Here is a 26,919-nt window from a genome sequence, read left to right on the forward strand (position 1 = left end):
CCATTTTTGCAACTTCCCCCGCATCCTGCTCCGCCGCCGACCAGCCCCAAATTGGTCTGCCACGAGCGGCACGACGAGGCCAACACTGATGACGATCGGTACCCCGGGCAACTCTTCCAACATGCACAACGCCAACGAATCGGCCGCTAAGCGGCGTGATGATCGTCGCCGCCGCAGCGGATCCTCCTTGTTTGGAGGGCAAACGCGACGCGGCAAGACCCAACGAGCCAAGTTGGAGCGACGCCTGCAGTCACAATCGCTCGAGGCCCGTCAATTGCTGGCTGGCCCAGAATTGGTCGCGATTCAGCCCAACGCGTCTGAGCTGATTGACAACAGCAGCACGATTCGCAACGTCAATGGTGTGGAGCTGCTCAACGTTTCGCCCAACGAGTTGACCTTCCGATTCGATGACGACTCATCGATCGATCCCTCCACACTCGGAACGGCCAACAATCCGCTGGCGATCAGCGTGACCCGTGCCGGCGACGATGGTGGGTTCGAAGCGGCGACGGCCGTGACGGACTTCAGCACCAGCGGCAGTGTTCTGCTGGAATTCCGCTCCGCAGCGGCAGGTGTCAGCGGCAACGGAACAACGATCAATGTGACAGGATCCGTCCGTTCGTTGGTCACCGCTCCCGTGATCATCACACAAGATCCCGAGAACAAAACCCTGAACATCGACCTGAATGCGAACCCCAGCCGTCAAGCAACGGTTCGCGATCTGACGTTGGCTCTGGAAAACTACAACGCTACCCAGCGCAACCTGAACCGTGACACGGTCGCCGATGCGTTCCAAATCAGCGGACCTTCGTCGACTCCGATCGGGCAATCGGTCGCCAACAACCCAGTCTCGCTCACGCTGTCGGGCGCCAACGCCGCACAAACGGTCACCGACCTGGGTCTTGGAAATGCTTTCAGCACCAAGCTCGTCGCCAATCAATCTGGCGTCGGTGGCCAAGGCATCTCGGTCGTGATTCAGTCGCGTGACTTTGGAGGCCCCACTGATCCGTTGGTTTCCGTCAGTGGCAAAACCATCACGGTTCAAATCAACCGCAATGCGAGCAGCCCCACGACTGTGGGCGAGTTCATTGACGCGATCAATGAGACACCCACCGCTTCGGAATTGATCACTGCAACGCAGGAACGTGGCAGCACGACCCAATCGATCGGCAACTTCGCTGCCACCTTGCCACTCGCTGGTGCCACCGACACTCCCGTCAACGCGGGCTACATCGGCATTGGCAGCAACCCCAATGAAGTCGTCTTCCGCTTCGCTGAACCGCTTCCCGATGACGCCTATCAAATCGAAATCTTCGGTGCTGGCGATCGGGCTTTGCGAAACCTCGCAGGCGAAGCGTTCAACGACGGAGTCGACTTCGCTGTTCCATTCACGTTGAACAAACCACCGCAAGTTTTGGCCGTGGTCCCCGAACCAATCGACATCGACAACCAAGGCCAACGCACGCCACGGTTGAACATGATCGATGTTTACTTCACCGATGATGTCAGCGTCGCGAATTTGGCGTCCCAGCCTGAATTGTTCCAGTTGATTTTCACCCGTGACACTGCCACGGGCGAAGACGACGTGGTCTTCATGCCCAACGACATCTCGGCCATCGCAGGCAAACCCAACGCGGTTCGTTTGACGTTCGATGACTTCTTGAATGACGGCAACAGTAACTTCAGCTTCTCAGAAGTCCCGGATCTGTCGCAGCAAACCAACCCACCGATGCCGGTTGACCAATTGCCCAAGATCTCGGGTGCGATTCGCCTGAAGGTCGGCAACGACAGTGCTTTGCCAATGACGCCCGGCAACGTCTCGGTCGCGTCCGATGCAGGCGACAGTTTCGACACCGCGTCGATCATCAACAACTTGACGGGAATCGGCCAAGGCCAAACCGCGAGTGTGCGTTTGACCGGCGGTGAAGTCGACAATCCCAATCCAAACGATCCGCTTTACACGCTCGACTTCCCCGGTGGCACGGATTACCAAGGCGTTCGCGACATTCGAGAGGATGACCCGAGCCGTCTGGAACGCACCGTCCCGTTGGATGTCTGGCGTCAAGGCGCGGACACTTATGACGGCATCACGACCGCTTACTACAACTTCCCATCCAGTTGGTTGGGTGACGATCCCAGCAACAGTGGATTGGATCTCGACAAGACTTACGTCAACCTGATCACCGAAGAACAAAAGCAACGTGTTCGCGAAGTGATGTCGCTGTTCAGCGAATACCTTGGCGTTCAATTCGTTGAAATCGGTGACACCGCGTCCGGCGCCGTCACAAGCATCCCTTCCGGCAGCCCGCTGCTGAGCATCACGTTGGGCGAACTGTACGGCAGCGTGGATGACGACTTGATCGTCAACAGTGCCGTCGGTGGTGTGACCTTGGACACCCGCCCGCTCGATATCAACGGGCAAACTTACTTGGGCGTTGACCCCAACGCGGATTCCATCGGCGACCGCCAGTTGTTGGTGATGGACGCGCAAGACTTTGACGCCAGCGTGGACGATCAAACCGGAGGTGAATTCTTCCGGGGTGCGTTCTTGGGTGTCGGTCAATTGCTCGGCTACGGGTATTCCGATTACCTGCCGCAACCGGTGACCCAGTCCACGGGATCGGTTCTGGACAGCGATACCCCCGACGTCATCACGACTTCCTCGCAATTGAACGACGACAACGAATCGTTGTTCCCGAGTCCCTCGGACATTGTCAACGGACAGTACTTGTTCCGTCCGGAAGCCAACGACATCGATCTGTACCGATTCGAATTGACCGAACCGGGAACGTTGTCCATCTCGACCGTGGCGGAACGACTGAGCCTGTCCAGCACGTTGGACACGGCCCTGCGTTTGTACAAGCAAATCGGCCCTGACGAATACATCGAGATCGCTGCCAACGATGACTACTTCAGCAACGACTCTCTGATTGAAATCGACATTCTCGAAGCGGGCGACTATGTCGTCGGCGTCAGTGCGTCTGGAAACACCTCTTACAACCCGGTCATCACCGGCACCGGCATCGGTGGTGTGACCGAGGGCACGTACGAATTGGTGATGTCGTTTGAAACCGCCGCTGCTAGCAGTTTGCTGGACACTCCCGTCGGCAACACCGCCGCTCAACCGCTCGATGGCGATGCGGATGGTCAGCCTGGTGGAGAATTCAATTTCTGGTTCAACCCAACCGATCCCGATGCCGTCATTTACGTTGACAGCGTCACGGGCACCAACCTGCCCGACCGCAACTTCACCACCAACGACGTCAATCAATTTGACTTGTTCGTCACGATGGGCACACCGACCAAACCGGTTGCTGAAATCGACGACGCCATTCGATTGGCTGAATTCCGCCTGAACAACGGCGGCACCCCGGTTACCAAAATTCGCGTGATCGGTGGCGGCAGCTACGAAATTGGTCGTTCGGACCTTGGAAACGCACTCAAAGACGGCACCAGCCTGGATGTCCCACAAGACATCGCGTTGGTGATCGATGGCGGTTCCGAATTTAAAATGTCTCGCAGTCGCATCGGTGTTGGCAGCACGACCGAATCGGTCGATCGCAGCAACTCATCGATCCAGATCTTGGGCACCCCATATGACGCGGTCTCGTTCGCAGGGCTGAACGGACAAGTCGGTTCCTGGGGCGGTATCGATCTGCGTGGGGACATCGACTACGCCGACGACAGCAAGATCAACATGGAAGACAACGCCGTCTTCCTCAACCACATCCAATACGCCGACATTCAACACGGTGGTGGTCAAGTTTCGGTCGATGGACAGACCGTGACGATCTCGCCCATTGAGCTGGCCGATGTTCGTGCAACGATCCTGAACAACCAGATCAGAAATTCGGCTCAAGCTGCCATCGCAGCGACGCCAAACACATTCGAAGAGACTCGTTTCGACGAATCGCAGTACCAAAATCAAGTGGCCCCTGGTGCCTCGACTCCTTCGTACTTCACCAGCGATGTCACCCGCGTCGGGCCTCACATCCGCGGCAACGTGCTGACGAACAACTCCATCAACGGGTTGCAAATTCGTTTGCTGACGCCAACCGGTGGCGACTTGCAATCGTTGGATGTCAACGCACGCTTTGACGACACGGACATCGTTCACGTCCTGACCGAAAACCTGCTCATCGAAGGCAACCCGGGCGGTGTCAACGCGGCCAACGAAGCCCCCAGCATCCTGCTGGTTCGGACCGCCACGACCACCACACCCGCGACCGCCGATGGTTTGGCCGCAGGCGACTATGTCTATCGCATGACATTTGTGGACCAAAACGGATTCGAATCCACCCCGAGCGAAGCGACATCGTCCCTCACCGTCGGTGCCAACGGTTCGGTCCAATTGTCGGGTCTGCCAACTGTGACCGCCGACAGCGAATTCGCTGGCCGTCGTTTGTACCGGGCCACCGTTGACGCCAACGGCAACCCAGGTGAATTCCGCTTGGTCGCTCGCCTGAACACCGACGACACGTCCTACCGCGATTCCGTCGCGGAAGGCAGCGACATCATGAACCCCAGCATCATCGCTGGAACCTTGCTGTCGGGTGCCAGTGCCTCCATCCAAACCAATTCCGTTCCGAACCCCGTTGGCGGTGGAACGGGAATGGTTGAACCTGGCCAATACGTTTACCGCTTCACCTATGCAACGGCCGATGGAACAGAAGTCGGACCAAGCAGTGAATCCCAGGTCATTGAAACCATCGACGAAGGTTCGATCAGTGTCTCCGGGATCCCAGCCGCACCAGAAGGCAGCGGTTTTGCTTCCCGAATCGTTTATCGAGCGACCGTTGCCAGCGATGGAACGGTTGGCGAATACCGCCAAGTCGCGGTTCTGAATGCGTCTCAAACATCCTTCACCGATGCTGCTTCCGTCGGCACCGACCGTTTGGATTTGTTGACCATCACGGCACCGTTGCAAGCCCGAGCTGGTCGACTCGATCCAAGCTTGGTGATTGATCCGGGCATGATCGTCAAAATGGATGGTGCCCGCATCGACGTGACCTTCGGTGCTCATCTGTACGCGGAAGGCACTGCGAAAGAGCCGATCATCCTGACCAGTCTGAATGACAACCGGTACGGAACCGGCGGTGCATTCAACACCAACAACATTGCCGAAGGCACCAACGACGGTCAAAACGATCTGACAGCCGGCGATTGGTCGGGCATCTACTTGGCGTTCGGTGCGGACGCATCGTTCGACCACGCGGTCCTGGCCGGTGGCGGTGGGACGTCACGGATTGAAGGTGGTTTTGCCAGCTTCAACGTGCTGGAAGTTCACCAAAGTGACTTGCGTGTCGCCAACACCCGTTTCGAAACCAACGCGGATGGCCGCGGTTTCTTGAACGACAGCGACAGCAGCCAGAGTGACCCACGCGAAGAACGTGTGGGACGCGTCAACAACGCCAGCGGAACGATCTTCGTCCGCGGGGCGCAACCTGTTTTGGTCGACAACGAATTCATCGACGGCAGTGGCCCGGCGATGACCTTCGACGTCAACAGTTTCTCATGGCAAGAAGTCACTGACCCAGGTCGTTCGACGGCCAGTCGTGACTTTGGCAACGGAACCGTGGTCGAAGACAGCCTCGATCAATACGAAATCTCGGGCAACAGCGGTCCTTTGATCGCTGGCAACTTGATCGACGCAGCCACGGTGTCCGACGAAGACGTCGCCGCCGGCATCGTCACCGCTGGGCTGAACGGTTTGGAAGTTCGCGGCGGAACCGTCGCCACGGAAGTGGTTTGGGACGACACGGACATCGTCCACATCGTCCGCGACATGATCGAGATCCCCAACCAGCACATCTATGGTGGATTGCGACTGGAAAGCGACGCTCGCGGATCGCTGGTCGTTAAATTCCAAAACCAAGACCTCGACGTCGAGGACGTCTTGCTGCGTCGCCAAGCCGGCATCGTTGCTGGTGGCACGCTGCTGACCGCAGAAGACGAAATGCTGGACATCGCTGACCGCATCGGCGGCAGCCTGCAGATCGTTGGTCAACCTGACTTCCCAGTTGTCTTGACCAGCCTGCTGGACGACACCATCGGCGCCGGATTCACCCCCGACGGCATGGCCAACGTCGACACGGACAACAATGGCGTTCGCGTGGATGCCGACGGCAATCCAATCACGACCCTGACCAGCGATTCCAGCGGTGGCGAGTCCACCCCGGCGTTGTTGCCACTGGGCCAAGAGTACGATCGGGCGGACAACGCGGAAGTCGACAATGGCACCACCATTGACAACGACATCGATCCAAACTCGGCCGGTTACCTCAGCACCACGGTCTTGGGCGGCGGTGAACTGCAAAACGTCGTCGTGACTGGCATCGACCAGAACAACGGCGGCGCACTGCTGGCACAGCAGAACTACGCGTTCCTGTACACGACCTACATCGAAGTCACCAACGACGTCGGAACACGCACGCGAATCCCGTTGATCAACGCGTTCAGCCCAACGGACAATCCCAACCCGATCTTGGTCGGTCCCGACCGTGTTCGCAGCAGCGGCGTGTTCACCGCGTTCGGACGTGAAATTCGCTTCACCGCGGAAACGTTCATCGTCGACAACCGCGCGGTTGCCTACACCACGCTTGATTTCGAAACCGTTGACGGAGCGGACTTCTCTGCCGGCAACATCGGCGACATCCGCGTGATCAGCTACTTGGATCAAGGCGTCACCGCCGACGACGCGGACGTGTTGTATCAGATCGGCACCCCCGGCCAGAGCGATTTCCGCTTGATGACCTTGAACGAAACCGCACGTGTCGGCTTCACTCACGGCGGTGTTTACGAAAACGACTCGATCAACCAGTTCAACGCCTCGTACAGCGGTTGGGTCACCGACGACGCTGGCGATCTGCTCAACCGATTGAACACCGTTCAGAACGGACTCACGTTCGACATCGCCGCCAGCATCAATGGCGACATCCCTGCCGCCTTCGGTCCTGTCGCTGGCTCAGCGAACTTCGACGGTGTGACGAGCGGAACCACGGCGATCAGCCAAAACAGCCTCCCCGCTGACATCGAAACCGCTCACGTTTGGGAACTCACTGGCGGAAGTGACGCTGCTCGCGTGACCACGTTCGTCGAATGGATCCCGTTTGATCCTGCCAACCCTGCCAGCATCTCGCTGCCACAAAGCGTTGACGGTGCGGGATCCTGGGACGGCATCACGATTCGCGAAGCCGCTTCGGATTCGAACGTTTCTATCACTGGTGAAAACGAACCGGGCAATGTCGGCAACAGCGACACCAACGCCACGCCAGCCACGTCGCAGTACTTGGGCGAATTGGCTCCTTCGATCGAAGCCGGTGACGAATCCCGTCGCATTGGTTTGATCGTCGAAGGCGAAATCAGCAGCCGTGGCGATGAAGACGTGTACGCCTTCGTCGCAGAAGCTGGCACTCAAATCTGGCTCGACATCGACCGCACAAATTCCAATCTGGACACGGTCATTGAATTGATCGATGCCAACGGAAACACGCTGATCTTGTCGGACGACTCCATCGAAGAAGCCCGACAGATCGAAGAATTGTTGTCCGTTGACCCGACCGATCCAAACGCCGCGGCACGTCGTGCTGCTCTGACGGAAGAAATCGCACGTCGCAGTGGTGGCGGACTGAATGGTTACAACATCGATCAGGTGCTCGGTTTGGGAACCACGTTGGTGGATGCCACCGCCGACGACTCGATGTTCCAAGACAACTACTCGACCAACGCTCGCGATGCCGGCATGCGGATCACGCTGCCGGGAACCGTGGGACAAACGTTGCTGTACCACGTTCGTGTTCGCAGCGGTCTGAGCGATGTCGCTGAGGACGTGACCCTCGCCAACGGTGGCGGGTTCTTGACCAGTGCCGAGTCGCTGGGCAAAGGCCGCACGACCGGCAGTTACCAGTTGCAAATTCGTCTCGGCGAAGATGACGTGTTCGCGGGAACCCAGGTTCGCTACAGCGACGTGCGTTACGCCACCAACGGCGTTCAAGTCATCGGCGGCCCGATGCACAGCCCACTGACCGGCACGGACTATGAAACCGAATCGGCCAATGAAACACTCGCGGACGCTCAACGCCTCGGTCTGTACGACAACCAGTACACCTCCGATGGAACGATCACGACGTTGGCCGACGGCAGTATCGTCATCAACCGTGACTCCGGCGGCATCGACCGTGTCGACATCGATTTGGACAACCCTGCCGGTCCGTTGTCCAGCGACAATCTGGCCACCAACATCTCGGGCATGCTGACCGACGTCGATGACGTCGATTGGTTCGAGTTTGACATTGAATATCAACAACTCACTCGCGACGACGCAGCCCTGTACCTGGCAACCGTGTTCGACCTCGATTACTCCGACGGTTTGGCACGTGCGGACACCGCTCTGTACGTCTTCAACTCGCTGGGTGAATTGGTTCTCATCGGCGGTGACAGCAACATCGCCGACGACCAAACTTCGCCTGGCACCGGTTACGATCCATCCGATCTTTCGCGTGGTTCGTTTGGCAACGCCGACCCCTACATCGGTTCCGCTGAACTTCCCGAAGGCACGTACTACGTCGCGATTTCGAACCAATCGCGTCAGCCAGCCGTGCTGGACCAATTCACCAACCGCGACACCGCTAATCCATTGTTGCGTTTGGAACCTGTCGATTCGATTCAACGCATCGCGGAAGAAAACTTCGAAGTCTTTGACTTCTATCCTGGAACCGCGTCCGCGCCCGTCCAACCGGTGTTGTTTGACGACAACTCGATCCTGGACTACTCGCTCGACGACGTCGTCTTGTACGTCAACACGGGCTCGACGCTGTTTGTCGTCAACCCATTCACGGGTGAAACTTACGGCACGATCGGAAGCTTCGGCGATGAAGTTCGCGACATTGCCTTCACGGCCAATGGTGAGTTGTTCGCTTACACCGGCTACGACGATCGCCCTGCGGGTGACACGACGTGGACTTACAACCGCATCGACACAGCAACGGGGCAACTGAGTGCGCCGCTCAGCGTTGGTGCTGGAATCGAAACGTTCCACAACTTGGACGCGGAAACCCCACCTGCCCAGCAGATTCTCGATGAAGCCAGCGACGATGGCCTCGAGGTCGAAGCCATCACGATTCGAGCACGATTTGGTTCGGAAACAGGCTTCTTCATCGGCAACCGTCCCACCGCCCAAGACGGTTTGGACTACATCGACAACATCTTGTATTCCTTCAACGAGGAAACGGGTGAAGCGACCGGTCCCGTCTTCGACCTCGCTCTGTTCAATGCGGGTGCCGGTACTGACCGCCGCGAAGTGGGTGCGATCGACACTGCCATCCCAACTGGCAACCAAGACACTCAACTGGGTATCTCCGATGCCACCACGAACGACGCCAACGGGTTGCCTGTGGCGAGGTTGTTCGACGGTGACACGTTCAGCCTGACCAACGGCACCGAGACCGAAACGTTCGAACTGAACCAAGGTTTCACGATCCTGGCTGCATCGCCTGCGGATTCGTTGACCGGAGCGACGCTTGCCAACGCCGCGATTCCAATCGCGACAGACACCACACTCGATCCTGCCAGCATTCTCAATGGCACATTGTTGACAGTTGAAACGCCTGGCAACGCTCCCGTGACTTTCCAAATCACGGACTCCACCGCCGCGATTCCTCCGGGCAACATCCGTGTGCCTTTGGATCGCAGCTCCGACGCCGTGGTCTTCATTGACACTCTGGCATCGGTCATTCGCGACCAAGGCATTCCAGTTTCCGCCAAGGGAACCCAATTGGCTCTGCCGACCGCGACCAACGTGCAGTTGACCGGTCCCGGTGCAGTGGCTGCTGACGGCATTGCCTTGGTGGGCGACAACAACGTCACCGCGGGCAACATCGCTGTGACCCTGCTGCCAACCGACACTGCCGAAACAATTGCGTTCCGCATTTCGCAAGCCGTCCAAGCTGCGAACACCGGCGGTTCCTTGCCAACTGTCACCGCGACGCCTCAGGGCAACTCGCTGTCCATCACCGGTGCGATCGCCAACGTCAGCAGCGTGACCGGAGCCGTCCGGGCTGGTGGTTCACCCAACGGCGGAACGATCACGGGCATCGAGATGGTCGGCAACGATCTGTACGGTGTCAGCGACAACGGTGGTCTGTACTTCGTGCCGAGTACACAGCTCAACGGAACGGGTGCCCGCTTCGTTGGCAACTACGTCTCCACCGCCACCGACTTGATCGGGTTGAACTTCACCGGTCTGCGTGCCGGCCCGAACAGTGTCGAAGACGGTGCCTACAGTGACATCCTGTTCGGAACGACCAGCAACGGTCGCATCTATGCCTTCAACACCCTCGGCGAACTGCAGCCCATCTTTGCGGGTGGTCGCAGCTTCATCGACACGGGCATCTTCGGTGCATTGGGGCTGGACTTCAGCACGCTGGATTACAACCTCTGGCACGTTGCCGGGGCTCGAGCAGACGATGCTGGACACGGTTACACCGAGACCTTCAGCGATACCCGCCCCGAAGTTTCGGGTGGCAACTCGCTGCAGTTCAATTACACCGCCGGAGCGTTCAACAGCAACTACGGCTTTGGCGAAGCTCCTGTCCAGAACTTTGGCACGGCCAACGAAAACGTCCGTCAAGATGGACAAGACGTCCAAAGCACTTACAACCTTCCCGGTGGTGCCAAAGGGATCGTCCAGTCCAATTCGTTCAGCCTGGAAGGCTACTCGTCGGCTGACCTGCCAACGATGTACTTCAACTACTTCCTGGAAACGGATGGTGTTGACGACGACTCAGCAACCGACAACGACGATGACTTGTTCGCCGAAGATCGCGACACGCTGCGGATCTATGTGATCGATGCTTTCGGCGTGGAACACTTGGTCGCCACCAACAACGAAACGCGTGGCACCGGCGACTTCGACGACGAGTTCGACGACCCAGCAGAAGTCGGAATTTACGACGACGACATCGACGTGGACGTCCAACAATTGTTCGACAACACCGGAACATGGCGTCAAGCTCGTGTGCCGCTCAACGAATTCGCTGGTCAAGACGGCCTGTCCCTGAGAATTGAATTCTCGACCGCCGGCACGACCGCCACCAACACCGCTGAAATCCGCACCGTCGCGGCCAGCGGCCTGACCGATGGTGAAACCTTCACCATCGGCGGACAACTGTTCTCGGTGGATCTCTCACCAACGATTGCCTTCCCATCGGGAGCACAACTGGCTGACTTGTTCAGCAGTGGTGCGACCGCGGAAGCCACTTTCACCGTGGACGGCCAAGAGTACATCTTGACCGATGGAACACGCACCGTCACGGCCGATCAAATCGAGATCGATGTGACCAACGGTCAACCGACCGCCTTGGCCACGTTGACCGCTGCCGATATCGCCTCCGCGGTTACCAGCACGTTTGACACCAGCGTCAGCGTCGAACGTTTGGTTCCTTCGGGAGCTGAACTGGCGGTCTTCTATCAGAACAACCCAGACGAATTCCGCACGGTGTTCCTCAACGGAAACGAATACTTGTTGGACGACGGCTTCCGTGACACCGCCGATGCAACGGCTCAGATCACAGGCACTGCCCTGATCCCAGTGGACGTCCTCGCGGTTTACCAAAGCCTGGAAGACGCCGATCCTGATGTCGAACAAGTGGTCGACCTGACCCAAGAAGACATTGCACTGGTTCTGTCCACTGTGATTGGCGAAGCCGATGGTGCGGTTGACTACGACCAATTGGTTCCGACCGGCAACCAACTGTCGACCTTGTACTCGGACGTCTCCGAATCGTTCGTCATTGAAATCGACGGCGTCGAATATGTCCTCAACGATGGAACCCGTTCGATTCAAACCGGCCAAGTCACGGTCGCGATCGCGGACTTCGCACGATCGGACATCGGAGCGGAACTGCAAGCCGTTGTGGAACAGAACACGGGTGTTCAATCAGCCCAATTCACCACCGTCGACAACTTCGACTTCAGTGACGCGTCCGACCCCGTCGATCCATTCGGCAACCCCAACCCAGTGGGTGCAGTTGGTCGCAATGACCTGTTGTTCCAAGCAACGCCGCTTCCTTACACCGATGGCAATGCCCAAGTTACCGGTCGCGGAACACTCGGCACGGTCACCGGCGGTGGCGTCACGAACCTTGGCGACGTGGACCTGTCCAGCGTCGAAGTGGCTGCTGGCACCACGATCACCGTCAGCACGCTAGCGGACAACCCTGGGATTGAACTGAACGTTCGCTTCTTTGATTCCACCGGAGTCGAACTTCGCAGCCCCACGGGAGGTTTGCTGGCGATCGAAAACACCGCCAACGGAACCGTTTCTGTCACGGCTTCATCTGACGGTGTGATCTACATCGGAATCAGCGGCCCTGAAAACGGCGACTACGATCCTCGCGTCTCGGGAACCACCAACGCGGCTCAAGTCGGCGGATACGAAGCGACTGTGTCCATCAACCCAGAATTGGACGTGCAAGCCAACTCGTCCGTGGTTGAATTCAACGGTGTCGGATCCGTCTCCGTCTCAACCGGCAGTGGATTGCGAGTCGGTTCACAAAATGCCTTGCCTGGCATCCCGGTCCAAATCAGCCACTCCGACACGGCTCAAGAAGTCGCTGAAGCAGTTCGCCAAGCTCTGGCCAACCGATTCACGGACGGCAACGAGACCTTGATTCCTCAAGTTGGCTCCGCAGTCCGTCTGCCTAACTTGACGATCAATGATTCCGGTCCATTCGCATCGACGGCACAACGTTACGGTGACCAGTTTGGTGCCAACGGCCAACCCGCTGCCTCCGACAACGAGAACAACGGTGCGTTCATCGATGACATCATCATCGGATTCGCGGAACGTGGTGAAATGGTCTCCTCGGCCAATCCAATTGGCACCGACGAAGCCTTCATCGTCAACGATTCGGTCAACTTGACCACCCCAGCCCAACCGACTCAGCCGACCGTCTCGGGTTCCTATCAATTGGAAATCCGCGATGCATCGGAATACGTCAGCAGTGGCCTGGATGGCGATTCTCGCTTCCGCACGTTCGACACCAACGAACGACTCACCAGCGGCATCACCTTGACCGCGTTGCCGGCTTCGGAAATCGAAGACGGTGCGACGTTCACCTTGGCCGATGCGAACACGCGTCTGACATTCGAATTCGACATCCTGAACGACTTCGGTGCCAGCGACGGATTTGTCAGCGATGACAACCGAGTGGTGATTCGTCTGCCACGAACGGCGACGGCCGAGGAAGTCGCCAATGAGATCATCCGCTTGATCAACTCCAATCAAGTTCAAGCGGTGATTGATGGCAGTGCGGCTCGTTCCAACGGAACCGTGCCACCAGCCAGTGCCAGTTCGCCAAAAGCCTTGGTCAACGCGGACACTCGGATCAACCTGTACGGGGACCTCAGCCTTCGTCCTGACACAGCCGGACGCCCCTCGTTCGAGAACATCGAGATCTCTGAACTGCGTGGTGACTCCAACCGTGCCACCGCCGAGCAAGGCGTGATCATGATCGAGAACAACCGGTTCTTGTTCAGTTCCAACGCTGGTGTCGACATCAATCGCGACGCGTCCGCTGGGGTTGTTTCGGACGACCTGCGTGATGCAACGCCATCGATCCTGACCTATGCTCGCAACTTGATCGAACTGAACACCGAGAACTTGATTCCTGGTGTGGTGGTTCAGAACAACGTCATCGCGTTCAACTCGGACGCCGGCATTCGCATCACCGGCTTGGATGGTGACGGCGGAGCATCGGAAGACCCAGTCGGCTTCGACCGAATTGTCAACAACACTCTGGTCGGTGGCCCCATCGCCAGCGGTGCTGAACTCGGACCTCAGGTGTTCGAATCCATCCTGTTCGACCAAGGCGGCATCTCGTTCGCCGACGCGGTTGTGCAAGACACCTTGGATCTCGGCCCCGACGTCAGCTCGGAATTCACTGACACAGAAGCCGCGTTGGGATCACCTGATTGCCACGGCATCGGGCCTGAACCAACCACCGGTCAGTTCACCTTCTCGCTGGGGTCTGGCGGACAAGCCACCTTCCTGTTCCAAGACAACCTGTTGGTCGGTGACGGAACCTCCGCCGCTGACTTGGTGATCTTCGAATCGGGGACTCCGGAACGCGTCGCGGTCGAAATCAGCCGCGATGGTGTGACGTTCTTCTCCGTCGGTCAAATCTTTGGCACGGACAACACGATCGATCTGGACTCCTTCGGCTTCGGACCGAATGATCAATTCGGATTTGTCCGGCTGACCGATTTGTCCACCTCTGGCACGTTCGACTTCGGTGCTGCGGGTGCGGACATCGACGGCATCGGTGCGATCTCCACGATTGCTCGTGAGATCTACACACCGGGCAGTCAAGGCATCGTGGTTCAACAGAACTCGGCCCCAACGATCCTGAACAACATCGTCGCGAACTTCCAGAATGGAATCGTGGTCGCATCGCCGCAAAGCAATGTGGCCGGTGACGTGGACGTCTCGGGTGACTTGACTGTCATCGGCGGCAACACGTTCTATCGCAACGCAAACGACGCGACCTCGGGTGACACGGGACTGTTCTCTCAGTTCATCAGCCCGTTCCAACAGATCTTCGTCAATCCAGTCAACTTGGTGTTCACACCGCAAGCTGGCACATCCACGATCGACAGCGGCATCAGCTCGCTGGAAGATCGCTCGTCGCTTGAAACCGTTCGCGGTGCGATCGGATTGCCACCGAGCCCGATCATCGCTCCGATTTACGATCTCAACGGACAACTTCGCAGCGACGATCCAAACGTTGCCTCGCCAAACGGCCTTGGTTTCAACGTCTTCGTTGACCGCGGAGCCGAGGAACGCGGCGACAGCGACGGACCACGATTTGTTGTCACCTCCCCTCGCGGAGACGACCTGTTCAACTTGGCTGGTCAAGCCTTCAGTTCGGGAACGATCCACGATGCGTTTGAAATTCAACTCATCGATGGAATCGCTCCCGCCGACGCGGCTCCTGGAGTTGGCATCGATGACTCGACCGTTCTGTCCGAGCTGGTTCGGATCACACGATTCTTCTACGACAGCAACGAAGTCGAACTGCTGTCCGAAGGTGTCGACTATCGATTCAGCTATGAGCCTGGCGACAACACGATCCGCCTGACTCCAATCGGAGGCGTGTGGCCCGACAACGCGACTTACACCGTCGAATTGCTCGGCAGCACTCTGTCCGGCGACAACGTCGGTGTCTTGAAAGCCGAAGAAGGACGCGTCTACGCCGATGGTGCGACCACCCAAGTCGGCGACAAGATCTTCGAAGCCGACACCGGCATCGGGCTGTCGATCCTGCCGAGCGAGTTGACCACCGTCAATCCACTCACCAACCTCGTCGAATCCAACATCGACGGGCAACTGGTGACGATTTACGACGGAGTCAACGAAGTCACGTTCGAATTCGACACCGAGTCCATCGCCAACGTCGCCGATGGAAACATCGCCGTTCGTTTGCCTGAAGCGGCCACTGCCGAACAAATCAGTGACATCTTCGCTCGTGCGATCAATGGTTCGGAGTTGCAACTCGTTGCCATTCACATGCAGGTCGACGACGACGCCACGATTGAAACCGGCCGTCTGCAACTGCTCGGAGCCACCGAAGCGAGCGAGAACAGTTACGTCTCGTTCGAATCCGATAGCTTCCTGCGTCAGACCAACCACGTGCTCGATGTCACGATGTTGATCACCACCACGGATGGCATCAACGACTTCGACGGCCAGCAAGTCACGATCTTCGACGGGCAACAAGAACTCACCTTCGAATTCGATTCCAACGGTGCGGCCGCGGCCAACGCCGATGTGGTCGTCGCGATCCGAACCGATTCGACTGCCCGTCAAATCACGGCAGAATTGCTTTCCGCAATCAGCACCGCGGGACTGAATGTCGAAACCTCTGGAGCAACGGGCAACTTCCGTATCTCCGGAACCAACGGACCGATCTCCGTCACCTCGTTGACCGATTCGGTCATCGTGGAAGGCAACAGCGAAATCGGCGTGTCCTTCGGCTTCGGACTGATTGTCCCAACCGAAGAAGGCAGCGTTTCGCCAAACCTGAGCGACGGTCAAACCTTCACGATCTCTCGTGGCACCACAGAATCGGTCACCTTCGAACTGGACTTCGACGGATTCCTCAACGATTCGTCCGCGGTTGCGGTATCGATCGCCGGTGGTGGATTCGGTGGTTCGACACCGGACCAAGTCGCCGACGCTTTGGTCGCTGCGATCTCGGCCAATGTCACTGGTTTGACCCCGGTCAACATCGGCGGCGGACGTGTGACCTTGGGCGGTGACGACCAATACAGTTTGAACTTGGCCAACACAGCGCTCTCACAATCCGGATTCGCCGGCCAACCCGCTTCGATCCCAGTCATCGTGCCACTGGACGATGTTCGCAGTGCAGTTGTCACCGGACTGGAACAATCCAGTGCAACCAAGCTGAACGCGATTCAGCCGATCATCGACATCCTGTCGCTGTCGCAAACTGGCATCAAACGCATCGCTCACCTGTACGGCGAAGCCATCTCGGATGCCTTTGCAACTGAGATTGCGGCCGGTGACCTCATCGTCCAACAACCTGATTCACGAATCTTGATCGAAGGAGCCTCCTTGGTTCGCGGTCAGTCCGTGATCAGCGATCGGATCACCGATGATGTCGGCAACCAATTGCTGACGGGCGAAGCGGTCATCTTCGTTGGCGAATTGCTCGACTTCGGTGACGCGGCTGACCCACGCATCCCTGTGGACGTCAGTGACAACGGTCCTCGCCACGTCATCAACGAAGGCTTCCAGCTCGGCGATCAAATCACCGCCGACTCAGGTGGCGTCGACAACGGTTCCGGAACCGCCGACTCCAACGCAGACGGTGACGATGGCGTCGCAATCTTGGGTGCCATGCGTCCTGGGTTCTCGACTCAGTTCGTCATCGATGTTCAATCGCCAACGGTTGGCGGCGTCACACCAGCGTTCTACTTGGACGCCTGGTTTGATTGGAACGGTGACGGAACCTTCGACGAAACCGAAGTGGAACGCTTCGGCAGCATCGGCTCGGGCGTGGCCCGCGTCATCGGAACGGGCGGCACAACCGTCAACATCAATGTTCCGTCCAACGCAGTCGTGGGTGAAATCCAAACTCGCTTCCGCCTCTCCAACGAAGCCGGTTTGGGTTCGGACGGATTGGCTCAATCGGGCGAGGTCGAGGACTACACGTTCACGATCAACAACAATCCCTACCAAAACCCCTCGTTGATCCAAGACGTCAACGCCAGTGGAGCGGTCACGCCACTCGACGCTCTGTTGATCATCAATGCGATCAACGCTGCCGACGGCGACATCAACCTGGCAAACATTCCTGCGGGAATCACCTTGCCTCAGTACCCCGATGTCAACGGCAACGGTGTTGTCTCGGCGTTGGACGCTCTGATGGTCATCAACCGACTGAACGAGTTGACCAGTCCTGGCCAAGACCCCACTGGTGCCGGAGAACCTCTCCTCGCATCGACGTCTTCGACCACGGTCGCCTACTCCCGTGTTTCGGACGGTGTCCTGGCGTCCACCGCCACGATCGCCTTCGACCCAACGTCCCGCAGCGATGACGATTCCCGATCGTCCGAAGCCGCCGGCGAACCCATCGTCGAAGCAGCCTCCAAATTGGTGGCGGATTCCGCCAGTGTGTTCGATTCCGCAGCCGTGATCAGCTTGGACGACGTGGTGGAAACCCTGGCAAATGATCGCGATCAGGCCGACCAATCCGAGGAATCGGAAATTTCGGCATTGGACTCAATCTTCGCGTCGATGAACTAATCGTCGCGAAGAAAACCTTCGGTCAGAAATCCATTTTCGTGAGCGTGACGTAGAGTTCGAATGGACGGTTCCCCCGTTTCATTCGAACCATACGTCACGCTCGCTTTTTTGGGTGCTGGGGTGTGATCCAGCTCACCGGAACCGGTAATTCCAGCCCCTCGAATCGGCCCCAAACCGGTGAATTCGTTGAGTTTTAGAATGAAGTTGGGAACCAAACGGACGTTCGCCAACTCCAAGGACTGAGGAAACGGCGGCCAAACACCCTTTTCAACGCTTTCCCTGCGATCGGCCGACATGCGAAAACGGGCTTCCAGCAACAAATCCAATCAACGAATTGCCGCCTTCCGTCGCCTCGCGACCAGGCGACCGCTGACGCTCCAGACATTGGAAACACGGCGAGTGATGACGGCGGGCATTCCAGTCGGTGCCACCACCAGCGACACCGCCGAGTTCTTTCTCGGTCGCGTTGCGGTCACGCCCATCTTTCTGGACTCCACCGGCCAAACCGACACCAAAACCCAAAATTGGACCGCTGGCGAGATTGACGAGGTCATGTCCAAGATCACCACCGGACTGAACTGGTGGACCGAAGCCCTGGATCGACTCGACACCGTCCATTCGCTGGAATTCGTGATCGACGACACCTACGCTGAAAATCCATTGCAAATCCCGATCGAACCGATCGATCGCACCAGCAACAGCTACAGCACCTACGTCGGACAATTCCTGGATGACACCGGGATCGATGCGTCCCTGTCTTTGGACGAAGGCATGTTTGCATTCAACGCATCGCAACGCGAAGCGTTTGATACCGACTGGGCGTTCTCCCTGTTCATCAGTGACGCCTCCGACGACGCCGATGGCTACTACGCCTCAGGCGGATCGTTCTCGGGCGCCTTCGCATTCCCGGGTGGATTGTACGTCGTTGCCCCCTCCACCCGGCCCGCTCAAACCTTCGCCCATGAGATCTCCCACATCTTCTGGGGGTTGGACGAATACAGCGGCGGTGGGTCGTACGACCAAAGCCGTGGCTACTACAACACTCCCAACGACAACGCCGAAGACAACCCGGCCCCCGGATTCACTCAGCAACCCAGCATCATGGCGGGCGGCAACAACCTGGTGAACGGGTACCAAAACTTCGTCTCGCCTGAGACCACCTTCGCGATGATCGGATGGCAAGACTCCGACGGAGACGGCATCTTCGATGTGCTCGACGTCCCGCTGAACTTCGACGGCAGCGGTCACTACGATTCCCAAACCAACGAATTCCATTTCCGCGGGGAAGCGTCCTCCGCGACACTGATCAACCAAAACTCATCGGGACCACAAAGCGACATCACGCTCAATGTCGTGTCGGAATTGCAAGTCTCGATTGATGGTGGTGAATGGACGACGCTGCAGTCCCCCGACAGTCCCACTGCAACATTCGACTTTTCGATCGATGTCCCACCGACCATGACCTCGGTCTCCCTGCGAGTCATCGACGCCGCAACAGGAGTCACCAGCCAAACGTTGACGGGTTCAAGAACCACCCCCTTGGTTTCTGAGTCCCCCGTCGCGGGCTTCGTCTACTTTGATGAAAACGGTGACTCCAACCGCAGCGAATTCGAATCCCTGCTGGCGGGGATCCAGTTGGATGTGCTCGCCGCCAACGGGACCGAACTGTCCAGCGGCAGTTTTGACGTCGCCGATGTCAGCCTGGACACCGACCTGTTGCCCACCGGCGGAATGACTTTCGCTGCCATCGGTGACAATGTTCGCACGGAACTCCAAGTCCAACAGGACACCCGGTTCGTCGACGAACCATTGATCCACGTGATGGACCAAAACTTCAGCCGCTGGTGGCCCGGCCTGGATTCCCGTCTGGGAATGGAAGTCACCTTTGATCAACCGGTTGGCCACGTCGAAGTCGATCTTGTCGGACTGCAAGACGACAGTTACGGACGAGTCGAGGCCTATGACGCGGCTGGTAATTTGATCATGCGAGTCACCACGGACATCCGCAACACGGCCAACGGGAGTCTCAGCGAAGGTCAAAACCAAACGTTGACGCTGGTCGATCCCGAATCCCGGATCGCACGCATTGAAATTGCCGGGCATGCCTCCACCCAAATCGGAGTCACCGGGGTCCGGCATGGCGTCGAACCTCAAATTGTGACGGACGCGTCCGGTGCCTTCACCCAAACCAACTTGGCCGACGGACAATATCAACTGCATTGGCAGCCCACGCAGGTCATTCACGCGATTGCCGATGCGACGATCACCGTCGTGGGCGGACAAATCACTTCGGGCGTCACCACAGCGGGAGACCTGGTCTCCGTTGCTGCGACCCGAGTCGACAGCCCTCGCTACAACACCGACCTCGGCGAAGACGTCAACGGCGACGGGGTCGTCACCGCCTTGGATGCACTGCAAGTCATCAACGACTTGAATGCCAACGGCGACCGCACCCTGACCTTCGCTGAAACCACCGGCTCCAAGATCGACGTCACCAACGACGGCAACGTCTCTGCCTTGGATGCGTTGCGAGTCATCAACAAACTCAACGAACTCGACGGTGGATCAGAACCTTCCGGCGAATACATCGCGGATGCTCAATCAAGCGGCACCGGCGGAGACAACTCATCGGACTCGAATTCTTCCGATTCAAGTGGTTTCGCGGCCTTCTCCCATGCGACGAACGATTCCCTCGCGTCGCATGACGTGCCCCAGCCAACATTCGATCAACAGGGTTCCAACGACGCCATCTTCCGCGATGACGAAACCCTGGGCGAAATCCTCGGTCTGGAAGCCAAATTCATCGCTTCCTAAGCAGGTCGGCAGGAATGACCCGGCTTAACCATGTGAACCGTTTGGGCGTTCGCCCCGGTGCACGTGGGAAGAAGAACGCTTGCCAAAACAGCTCCCATGCCGAACGACAACAACCGGTCGGCTAAGGCCTGATCTCTCGCGTTTCCCAACAGATCCCCGGAAGCTTTTCGAGAATCCTCTGGAAGCACTGACAATTTGGGCATTGCTCTGCGCCTGTTGTCGGTTGCCTTGAAAATGCCGAAGGTCGGTTCGTTCCCTGAGGCTCGGGCTCTTCAAGAAAGCGTTCCCTGAGTCCCCACCTTGGAACCACACAAACCATCAAAGTGGCTGTGTCGCTCCAGCGGGACCCCGGACCGTTGCGATCCAAAACGGTGTTTGAATCGCGACGTTTCAGATTGGCTGCGCGTGGGACACGCGTCTGACACCGTGGCTCATCACCTGACAGGCGAGAGCTGGCTCTTCGCCAGGCTCTTGGGATGGAGCACTCGCTCGGAACGATCGCTGCGGAAGGTGAATTCCAATGCCGAATCCGCGGAGGCCAACGATGGATCCAACTCCACCAGCAAGCCGGCCTTTTGAAATCGCTTGAGCAGTTGCAGCGGATTGCAACAACTGAACTTCTCTAGAACGCTGCTTTGGCATCGGGCCGCTTCCGTGAACGTCAGCTCGCGTTGCGCGGCAATGGCTTTGATGGACAAACCGTCGCAAACCGAGGGAAGAACCAGGCGTTCTTGTTCGGTCAACGTCGCCAACTCCTCTTTCAATTGCAGAGCCAAGTTCATTCGCATTTCACGATCTTCACCAATGGAAAGAGCCGTTTTCACCAGCGAAACAAATCTCTCTGGATCCACTGGTTTTTCAAGCAGATCCAAGGCGCCCAGACGCATCGCTGCCGTGGCAATCGGAACCGTCGCGACTCCCGAAACCAAGATGATTGGAATGTCCAAGCAACGTTCCAGCAGTTCTCGCTGAAGCGAAGGGCCATCCAGACCCGGCATCCGAACATCCACGACCAGACACGCGATCTGGCTCTGGCCGAGTTCCGCCAAGAAGGCATCTGAATCGGCGTACTCTCTCACAGCGATCCCGACTGACGCCAGAATTCGCCCAATTGCAATGCGATCAACCTCGTTATCGTCGACCAGGTGTATCGTCGGCGATTTGGTTTCATCACTCATGTCTAAATCCTTTTCGAATAACCAACGAACTTTGCATGCCCGCAAAGTCAAACATCGCCCCGTTCAAAGGTACGACATGGAAGACTGTGGGGAGACGCAATGTCCACGTAATGAACACAGGAACACCCCCCCTCGGTTGGTTATAACGATCGAATGGCGCATCCGCGCTTCAAACGTAACCTATTGTTCTGAAAGGGCAGACGCGAAGACAAAAACAACACAGACCAAGACTTCTTTGGGGCAAAAGACAATGAGACCGATCTACTGGGGGCCGTGCCTGTTCGTCGTTGTGATCAGTTTGATGCGTGTGCACGAATCATCCCAAGCGGACCACGTTCTCAAGCAAGACTTTCCAACTTCGATCGGAGTCTCGATCGCTGGACCTGAATTCGGAACTCATCATTCCGATTTTTCAAACGCCAATCCAGGCGTCTTTGAAGTCGACTACACCTATCCGGGCGCTTCGACGATCGAGCCATTGGCACAGCGTGGGATTCGCTTGATGCGATTGCCGGTCCGATGGGAGCGTTTGCAGCCGGCACTCGGCGAAGAACTGGATCCACAAGAACTTGACCGCTTGGTCCGAACCATCGCCCAGGTGAGAGCCTCCGAAGCTCGAGTGATCATCGATCTGCACAACTACGGGCGGTACCGAACCCTCACTGCCCGGGGACCTCGGGATTGCATCATCGATCAAAGGATCGACGGGCAAACCCCGGTTTCAAGCGAGCACTTGGCTGATCTTTGGACCCGGTTGGCAATCCATTTCCACGATAATTCAACTGTGATTGCTTACGGGTTGATGAATGAACCCCATGACATGGGGCGTTCCAAATGGGACGAAATTTCTCAGCGTTCAGTCGATGCGATTCGAGCTGTTGACCAACAAACATGGCTCCTGGTTGCCGGTGATGCCTGGTCCTCCACCGAGAAATTTTCCCGCGTCAACGGCCCAGACGCTTGGATCAACGATGCGACAGGACGCGTGCTCTACGAAGGGCACTGCTACTTGGACCACGATTCCAGCGGTCAATACAAACTGTCCTTCGCTGAAGAAGCATTCAATGACCCCAGCATCAGGCAACGCCCCGCCAAGCGACTGCAGCCCTTCGTGGAATGGTGCCAACAGAATCGCGTGCGAGGATTTGTGGGTGAATTTGGCGTGCCCGTTGACGACGCCAATTGGAACGACCTCTTTTCGGAAATGCTGGTGCAAATGGACCAAGCCGATCTTGGCGGGTGCGTCTGGGCAGCTGGGCCCTGGTGGGCGGACTACCCGCTTTCAGTGGAGGTGGGCCATTCCAAAGAACTGGATCCATTGTCGTTGCGGAAAATTGTGGAACGGAATTGACGCCGTGTCACAAAGTCAGAGCTAGGCTTTCAGACTTGCCCCCCACTCTCGTCTGACAAGTCATCCATGTTCGGAAGCTCCAATCGTTTCATCCGTCGCACTTCCATCATTGCCGCCATGCTGGTGTCCGTGGTCTACCTCGGATTTCGCGGCGCGTTCACGCTGAACTTCGACAGTGTGTATGCAACGAGTGCATCGCTCTCGCTGTATGTCGCCGAGCTCTACGGTTGCTTGCTGATGCACCTGTACTTTTTCCAAATTTGGGAAATTGTGGAGCCCGAACCGGTTGCTCCGCTCAAAAACCGAACCGTCGACGTCTACATTCCAACCTACAACGAAGACCCCAGTCTTCTGCGCGGCACCATTTCCGCTGCGCTCGCGTTGCACTACGAACACGAAACCTACGTGTTGGATGATGGCAACCGTCCCGCCGTGGCAGAGTTGTGCGATGAACTGGGCGCGACCTACATCAACCGCGACACCAATTTGCATGCCAAGGCAGGCAATTTGAACCATGCGATGGGAATCACGGCGGGTGAATTCGTGGTCATCTTCGATGCCGATCACATCTCCCGCCAAGACTTCATCACCCGACTGTTGGGCTACTTCGAAGACGACCGATTGGGATTCGTCCAGACGCCCCACTCGTTTTACAACTTCGACAATTTCCACGGGACTCTGGACTACGGTCGGCAAACCTACTGGGAAGAAGGCGAGATCTTCTACAATGTGATCCAGCCCGGCAAGAACTACTGGAACGGTGTCTCGTTCTGCGGCAGTGCCGCGATGTTCCGCCGGACCGCCCTGGAAGACGTCGGTTGCGTGGCCACTGAAACTATCACCGAAGACATGCACACCGGTCTTCGACTGCATGCCAAAGGCTGGAACTCGCTCTTCGTGAATGAGCGCTTGGTCAGCGGCCAAGCGGCCACCGATGTCACGACCTTCAACACACAACGTCTGCGTTGGGGAGAAGGCAATCTGGGAATCTTCGCCCATGACAATCCCTTCACAATGCCAGGCCTGACGTTTGCGCAGCGTCTTTGCTACTTGGGATCGATGCTCAGTTGGACGACTGGAATTCAGAAGCTGCAGTTGTACCTGGCTCCGATGTTGATGCTGTTGACCGGCGTCGCACCGGTTGCGGAACTGTCTTGGACGTTGGGGATCATCACGTTGATCTACATGCTCACGATCTGGACCGCCGTGACCGTGACGAGCAATGGACACGGCAATTTGATTGGGACCGAATTGACACACATGGCATCGTTCTGGACTCAAATCCAATCCTGCTACCGAGCCGTGTTCAAACGCAAAAAGACCACCTTCGTTGTGACGTCCAAACGAGGCCGGCAAACCAACAGCATTCGCCGCTTCATCATGCCTCAATGCTTGTACATCGTCGGCAGTGCCTTGGCCATTGCCTGGGCATCGACCAAGTATTCGATCGGGTTGACGCATGACTTGACGGGGGTCCTGGTAGGTTCGTTTTTGCTGCTGAGCCAGTGTTGGTTTGCTTGGCAGGTGATCCAGCGATCGCTTCGGGCCTCAGACGAAACAGAAGAAATCTGGCGTCACCCCTGTGCTCTGCACATGACCTATCAAATCGGCGAGGAAGATGACCGTCGCGTTGGAACAGCTGTCACGTGCGACCTGAACGAAGTGGGGGTGGGCTTCCACGCCTTCGAGGATCTGCCAATCGATCAAGACATCGACTTGACCATCTCAGCGATGGGATTGACCGCGACCTGTCGAGCACGACTGTGCCAAAAATCGCAGGGTTTGCAGTCGCAATCCTCCCGTGACGGCAACGCAACCAGCTATCGCTACGGGTGTGAGTTTGTGGAGCCGTCGACTGAAGCCCTTGGCGTGATCTGGCGGCTGTGCTCGGACTACGCCACAACGCGGATGTACGACCAGTTCGAATCGCGAAAGAAGCATCGTGACGACTCGATCGAAGTCCAGTTAGCAACCAGTGAGATGGATGATGAACGCATCAATTTGCCCATCTCCCTGTCGGACGGGTCAACCAAGTATGAACCCACCGTCACGGAAGGGATCACGGCCCACGGGTGCATGGTCCTCGCCACCAATTGCCCCGACATCGGAACGGAAACTCGTTTCGTTCTGACCACACCGCTAGGACGAATCGCGGGCACAACGGTGGTCACCGAAATCCATCAGGTGAAACTCGGATGCGTGCCGCTGCAACTCGCCAAATTGGACTTCGTGGGCTTCACGGGCGAGGGCCGAAGCCTGCTGCTCTCGCTGTGCAATGCCAGTGACCAGAATCGCGTCAGCGCCGTGGTGAAACTTCAACCACCCGAACGCCAGTTGCCTCGCGTACGCCCAGCCATCTTGACCGGCACACTGTCCATTGCGGCGTCTCTGATCGCAATCTTCGGAACCTTGGTTTGGAACCAGGATGATATCCTGTTGAACTTCAATCAGCAGGCAACTGTCGTCCCACAAGAAACCCGCGTCAAACTGGCATCCCTGTTGGCCAAAACCGTCGCAGATCCAGATGCAGACGAACAACGAATCGTTCGCTTGCGCGAAATCTTCCAGAACTTGGGGGATCGCCAGAGCATCGGCAAGCTGGATCAACTGATCATGGATCGAGATGTCACCACGTTCACCGCGAAATTCTGTCGAGCACAGACCTTCGATGGCGCCGAAATGTACGACCGCGCCCTGCCCATCTACGCTGACTTGCTGGAGCATGTCGAGGAAGCCAGCGATGATCAAGAACGCAACGAACTGTTCATCTCAGCCGGACGCAACCACGCCAACCGAGGTGACGTGGCGAGAGCTGTGGCTTTGTTCTCTCGAGTTGACCCGCTGGTTGTCAAAGACGATCCCAAGTTACGCCGTGAACACGCAGGCTTGTTAGCCAAGGTCGGCCGAATCGAAGAAGCCATCTCATTCTTGACCGAAGACGATGATTCAGAACCCAGCTATGAAGATCGCCTTCACCGGGCACACCTCTACGCGTCCGCTCGGCATTTTGATCAGGTGATTGAACATTGTCATGCGTTGCTAACGATTGATTCCGAGGATCCCGCTGTCCTGAAATTGCTTGCCAACGCAGCCTTGGGGCGAGACGATTTCGAATTGGCAATGTCGACCATGGATCGTTTGGTGCAACTCCGTCCCGATGACTCAGAGGCCCGCCGACTGCATGCTTTGACTTGTTTGTGGAATCACGATGGCGAGCGGGCGATGAGATTGATCGAACCCATTTTGGTGGCCAATCCCAACGACGCGGAGTTGCAACGCTCCTTTGTCGAAGCGAGTCTGTTGGTGGACCAGTTGTCGCCCTCCCAGTCAGCCCAACTGCAACGGGTTGCTTTGGCCATCTCAGAGGGCCCCAATGCAGGCGTCGCCGGACAGACGATGGTGGCGGCAATGGCGCGGCACAATCAAACCGAGTCATTGATCCCTTTCTTGACTCAAATGGTTGAAGAACGTCCCCACGAGATCAAACTGCGATTGCAATTGGTGGACCTCTTGGAATCGGCAGGCGATTTCCGCTCCGCTGAAAAGCATCTGAATTGGCTGCTCACGGCGACCACTGCGTCGTTGTAAACGAGCCAGCGGTTGTGAACCTTGGCCGAACCATCGCGTGAACATCATGCAATCGTACGGCAGGCCCTGAACCCTCCGATTCCTCCCCGGGCGGCTTCTGAAACACCGCAACGCCAATTGACTGTTTGCCGAAATGCGACGTGGCGGGCAGCACTTGCGGG

General features: G+C 57.5%; 6 protein-coding genes. 4 read left to right on the forward strand and 2 right to left on the reverse strand.

Features of this window, described 5'->3' with window-relative positions:
* Positions 1–88 precede the first annotated feature (88 nt).
* Positions 89–17,827, forward strand: coding sequence for a GEVED domain-containing protein (locus tag RISK_RS19980; protein WP_047816098.1), 17,739 nt, complete (start codon positions 89–91; stop codon positions 17,825–17,827).
* Here the strand turns inward: RISK_RS19980 and RISK_RS32685 are convergent.
* On the reverse strand, positions 17,824–18,123 hold the full coding sequence (locus RISK_RS32685) for a hypothetical protein (RefSeq protein WP_173442710.1): 300 nt from the start codon (positions 18,121–18,123) through the stop codon (positions 17,824–17,826). The two genes, RISK_RS19980 and RISK_RS32685, sit on opposite strands and share 4 nt — an antisense overlap.
* 475 nt (positions 18,124–18,598) lie before the next feature.
* On the opposite strand from RISK_RS32685, the gene RISK_RS19990 reads away from it, so the two are divergent.
* The gene (locus RISK_RS19990) at positions 18,599–20,641 is read left to right on the forward strand and encodes a dockerin type I domain-containing protein (RefSeq protein WP_449314170.1); all 2,043 of its coding nucleotides are present in this window, start codon (positions 18,599–18,601) and stop codon (positions 20,639–20,641) included.
* A 434-nt stretch (positions 20,642–21,075) separates the two neighbouring features.
* Here RISK_RS19990 and RISK_RS19995 read toward each other — a convergent pair whose 3' ends face one another.
* The gene (locus RISK_RS19995) at positions 21,076–21,819 is read right to left on the reverse strand and encodes a response regulator transcription factor (RefSeq protein WP_053061243.1); all 744 of its coding nucleotides are present in this window, start codon (positions 21,817–21,819) and stop codon (positions 21,076–21,078) included.
* Between the two features lie 301 nt (positions 21,820–22,120).
* On the opposite strand from RISK_RS19995, the gene RISK_RS20000 reads away from it, so the two are divergent.
* A complete protein-coding gene (locus RISK_RS20000; RefSeq protein WP_160311469.1) occupies positions 22,121–23,170 on the forward strand; it encodes a glycoside hydrolase family 5 protein in 1,050 nt (349 codons plus the stop codon).
* Positions 23,171–23,236: 66 nt separating this feature from the next.
* On the forward strand, positions 23,237–26,758 hold the full coding sequence (locus RISK_RS28380) for a glycosyltransferase (protein ID WP_053061244.1): 3,522 nt from the start codon (positions 23,237–23,239) through the stop codon (positions 26,756–26,758).
* Positions 26,759–26,919: the final 161 nt, after the last annotated feature.

The sequence above is a fragment of the Rhodopirellula islandica genome, from assembly GCF_001027925.1.
Taxonomy (GTDB): Bacteria; Planctomycetota; Planctomycetia; order Pirellulales; family Pirellulaceae; genus Rhodopirellula; species Rhodopirellula islandica.

What these genes read in the sequence shown, in the direction of transcription:
- RISK_RS19980 (WP_047816098.1), top strand. Translation starts at nt 89, where the DNA reads ATGACGATCGGTACCCCGGGCAACTCTTCCAACATGCACAACGCCAAC.
- RISK_RS32685 (WP_173442710.1), bottom strand. Translation starts at nt 18,123, where the DNA reads ATGTCGGCCGATCGCAGGGAAAGCGTTGAAAAGGGTGTTTGGCCGCCG.
- RISK_RS19990 (WP_449314170.1), top strand. Translation starts at nt 18,599, where the DNA reads ATGTTTGCATTCAACGCATCGCAACGCGAAGCGTTTGATACCGACTGG.
- RISK_RS19995 (WP_053061243.1), bottom strand. Translation starts at nt 21,819, where the DNA reads ATGAGTGATGAAACCAAATCGCCGACGATACACCTGGTCGACGATAAC.
- RISK_RS20000 (WP_160311469.1), top strand. Translation starts at nt 22,121, where the DNA reads ATGCGTGTGCACGAATCATCCCAAGCGGACCACGTTCTCAAGCAAGAC.
- RISK_RS28380 (WP_053061244.1), top strand. Translation starts at nt 23,237, where the DNA reads ATGTTCGGAAGCTCCAATCGTTTCATCCGTCGCACTTCCATCATTGCC.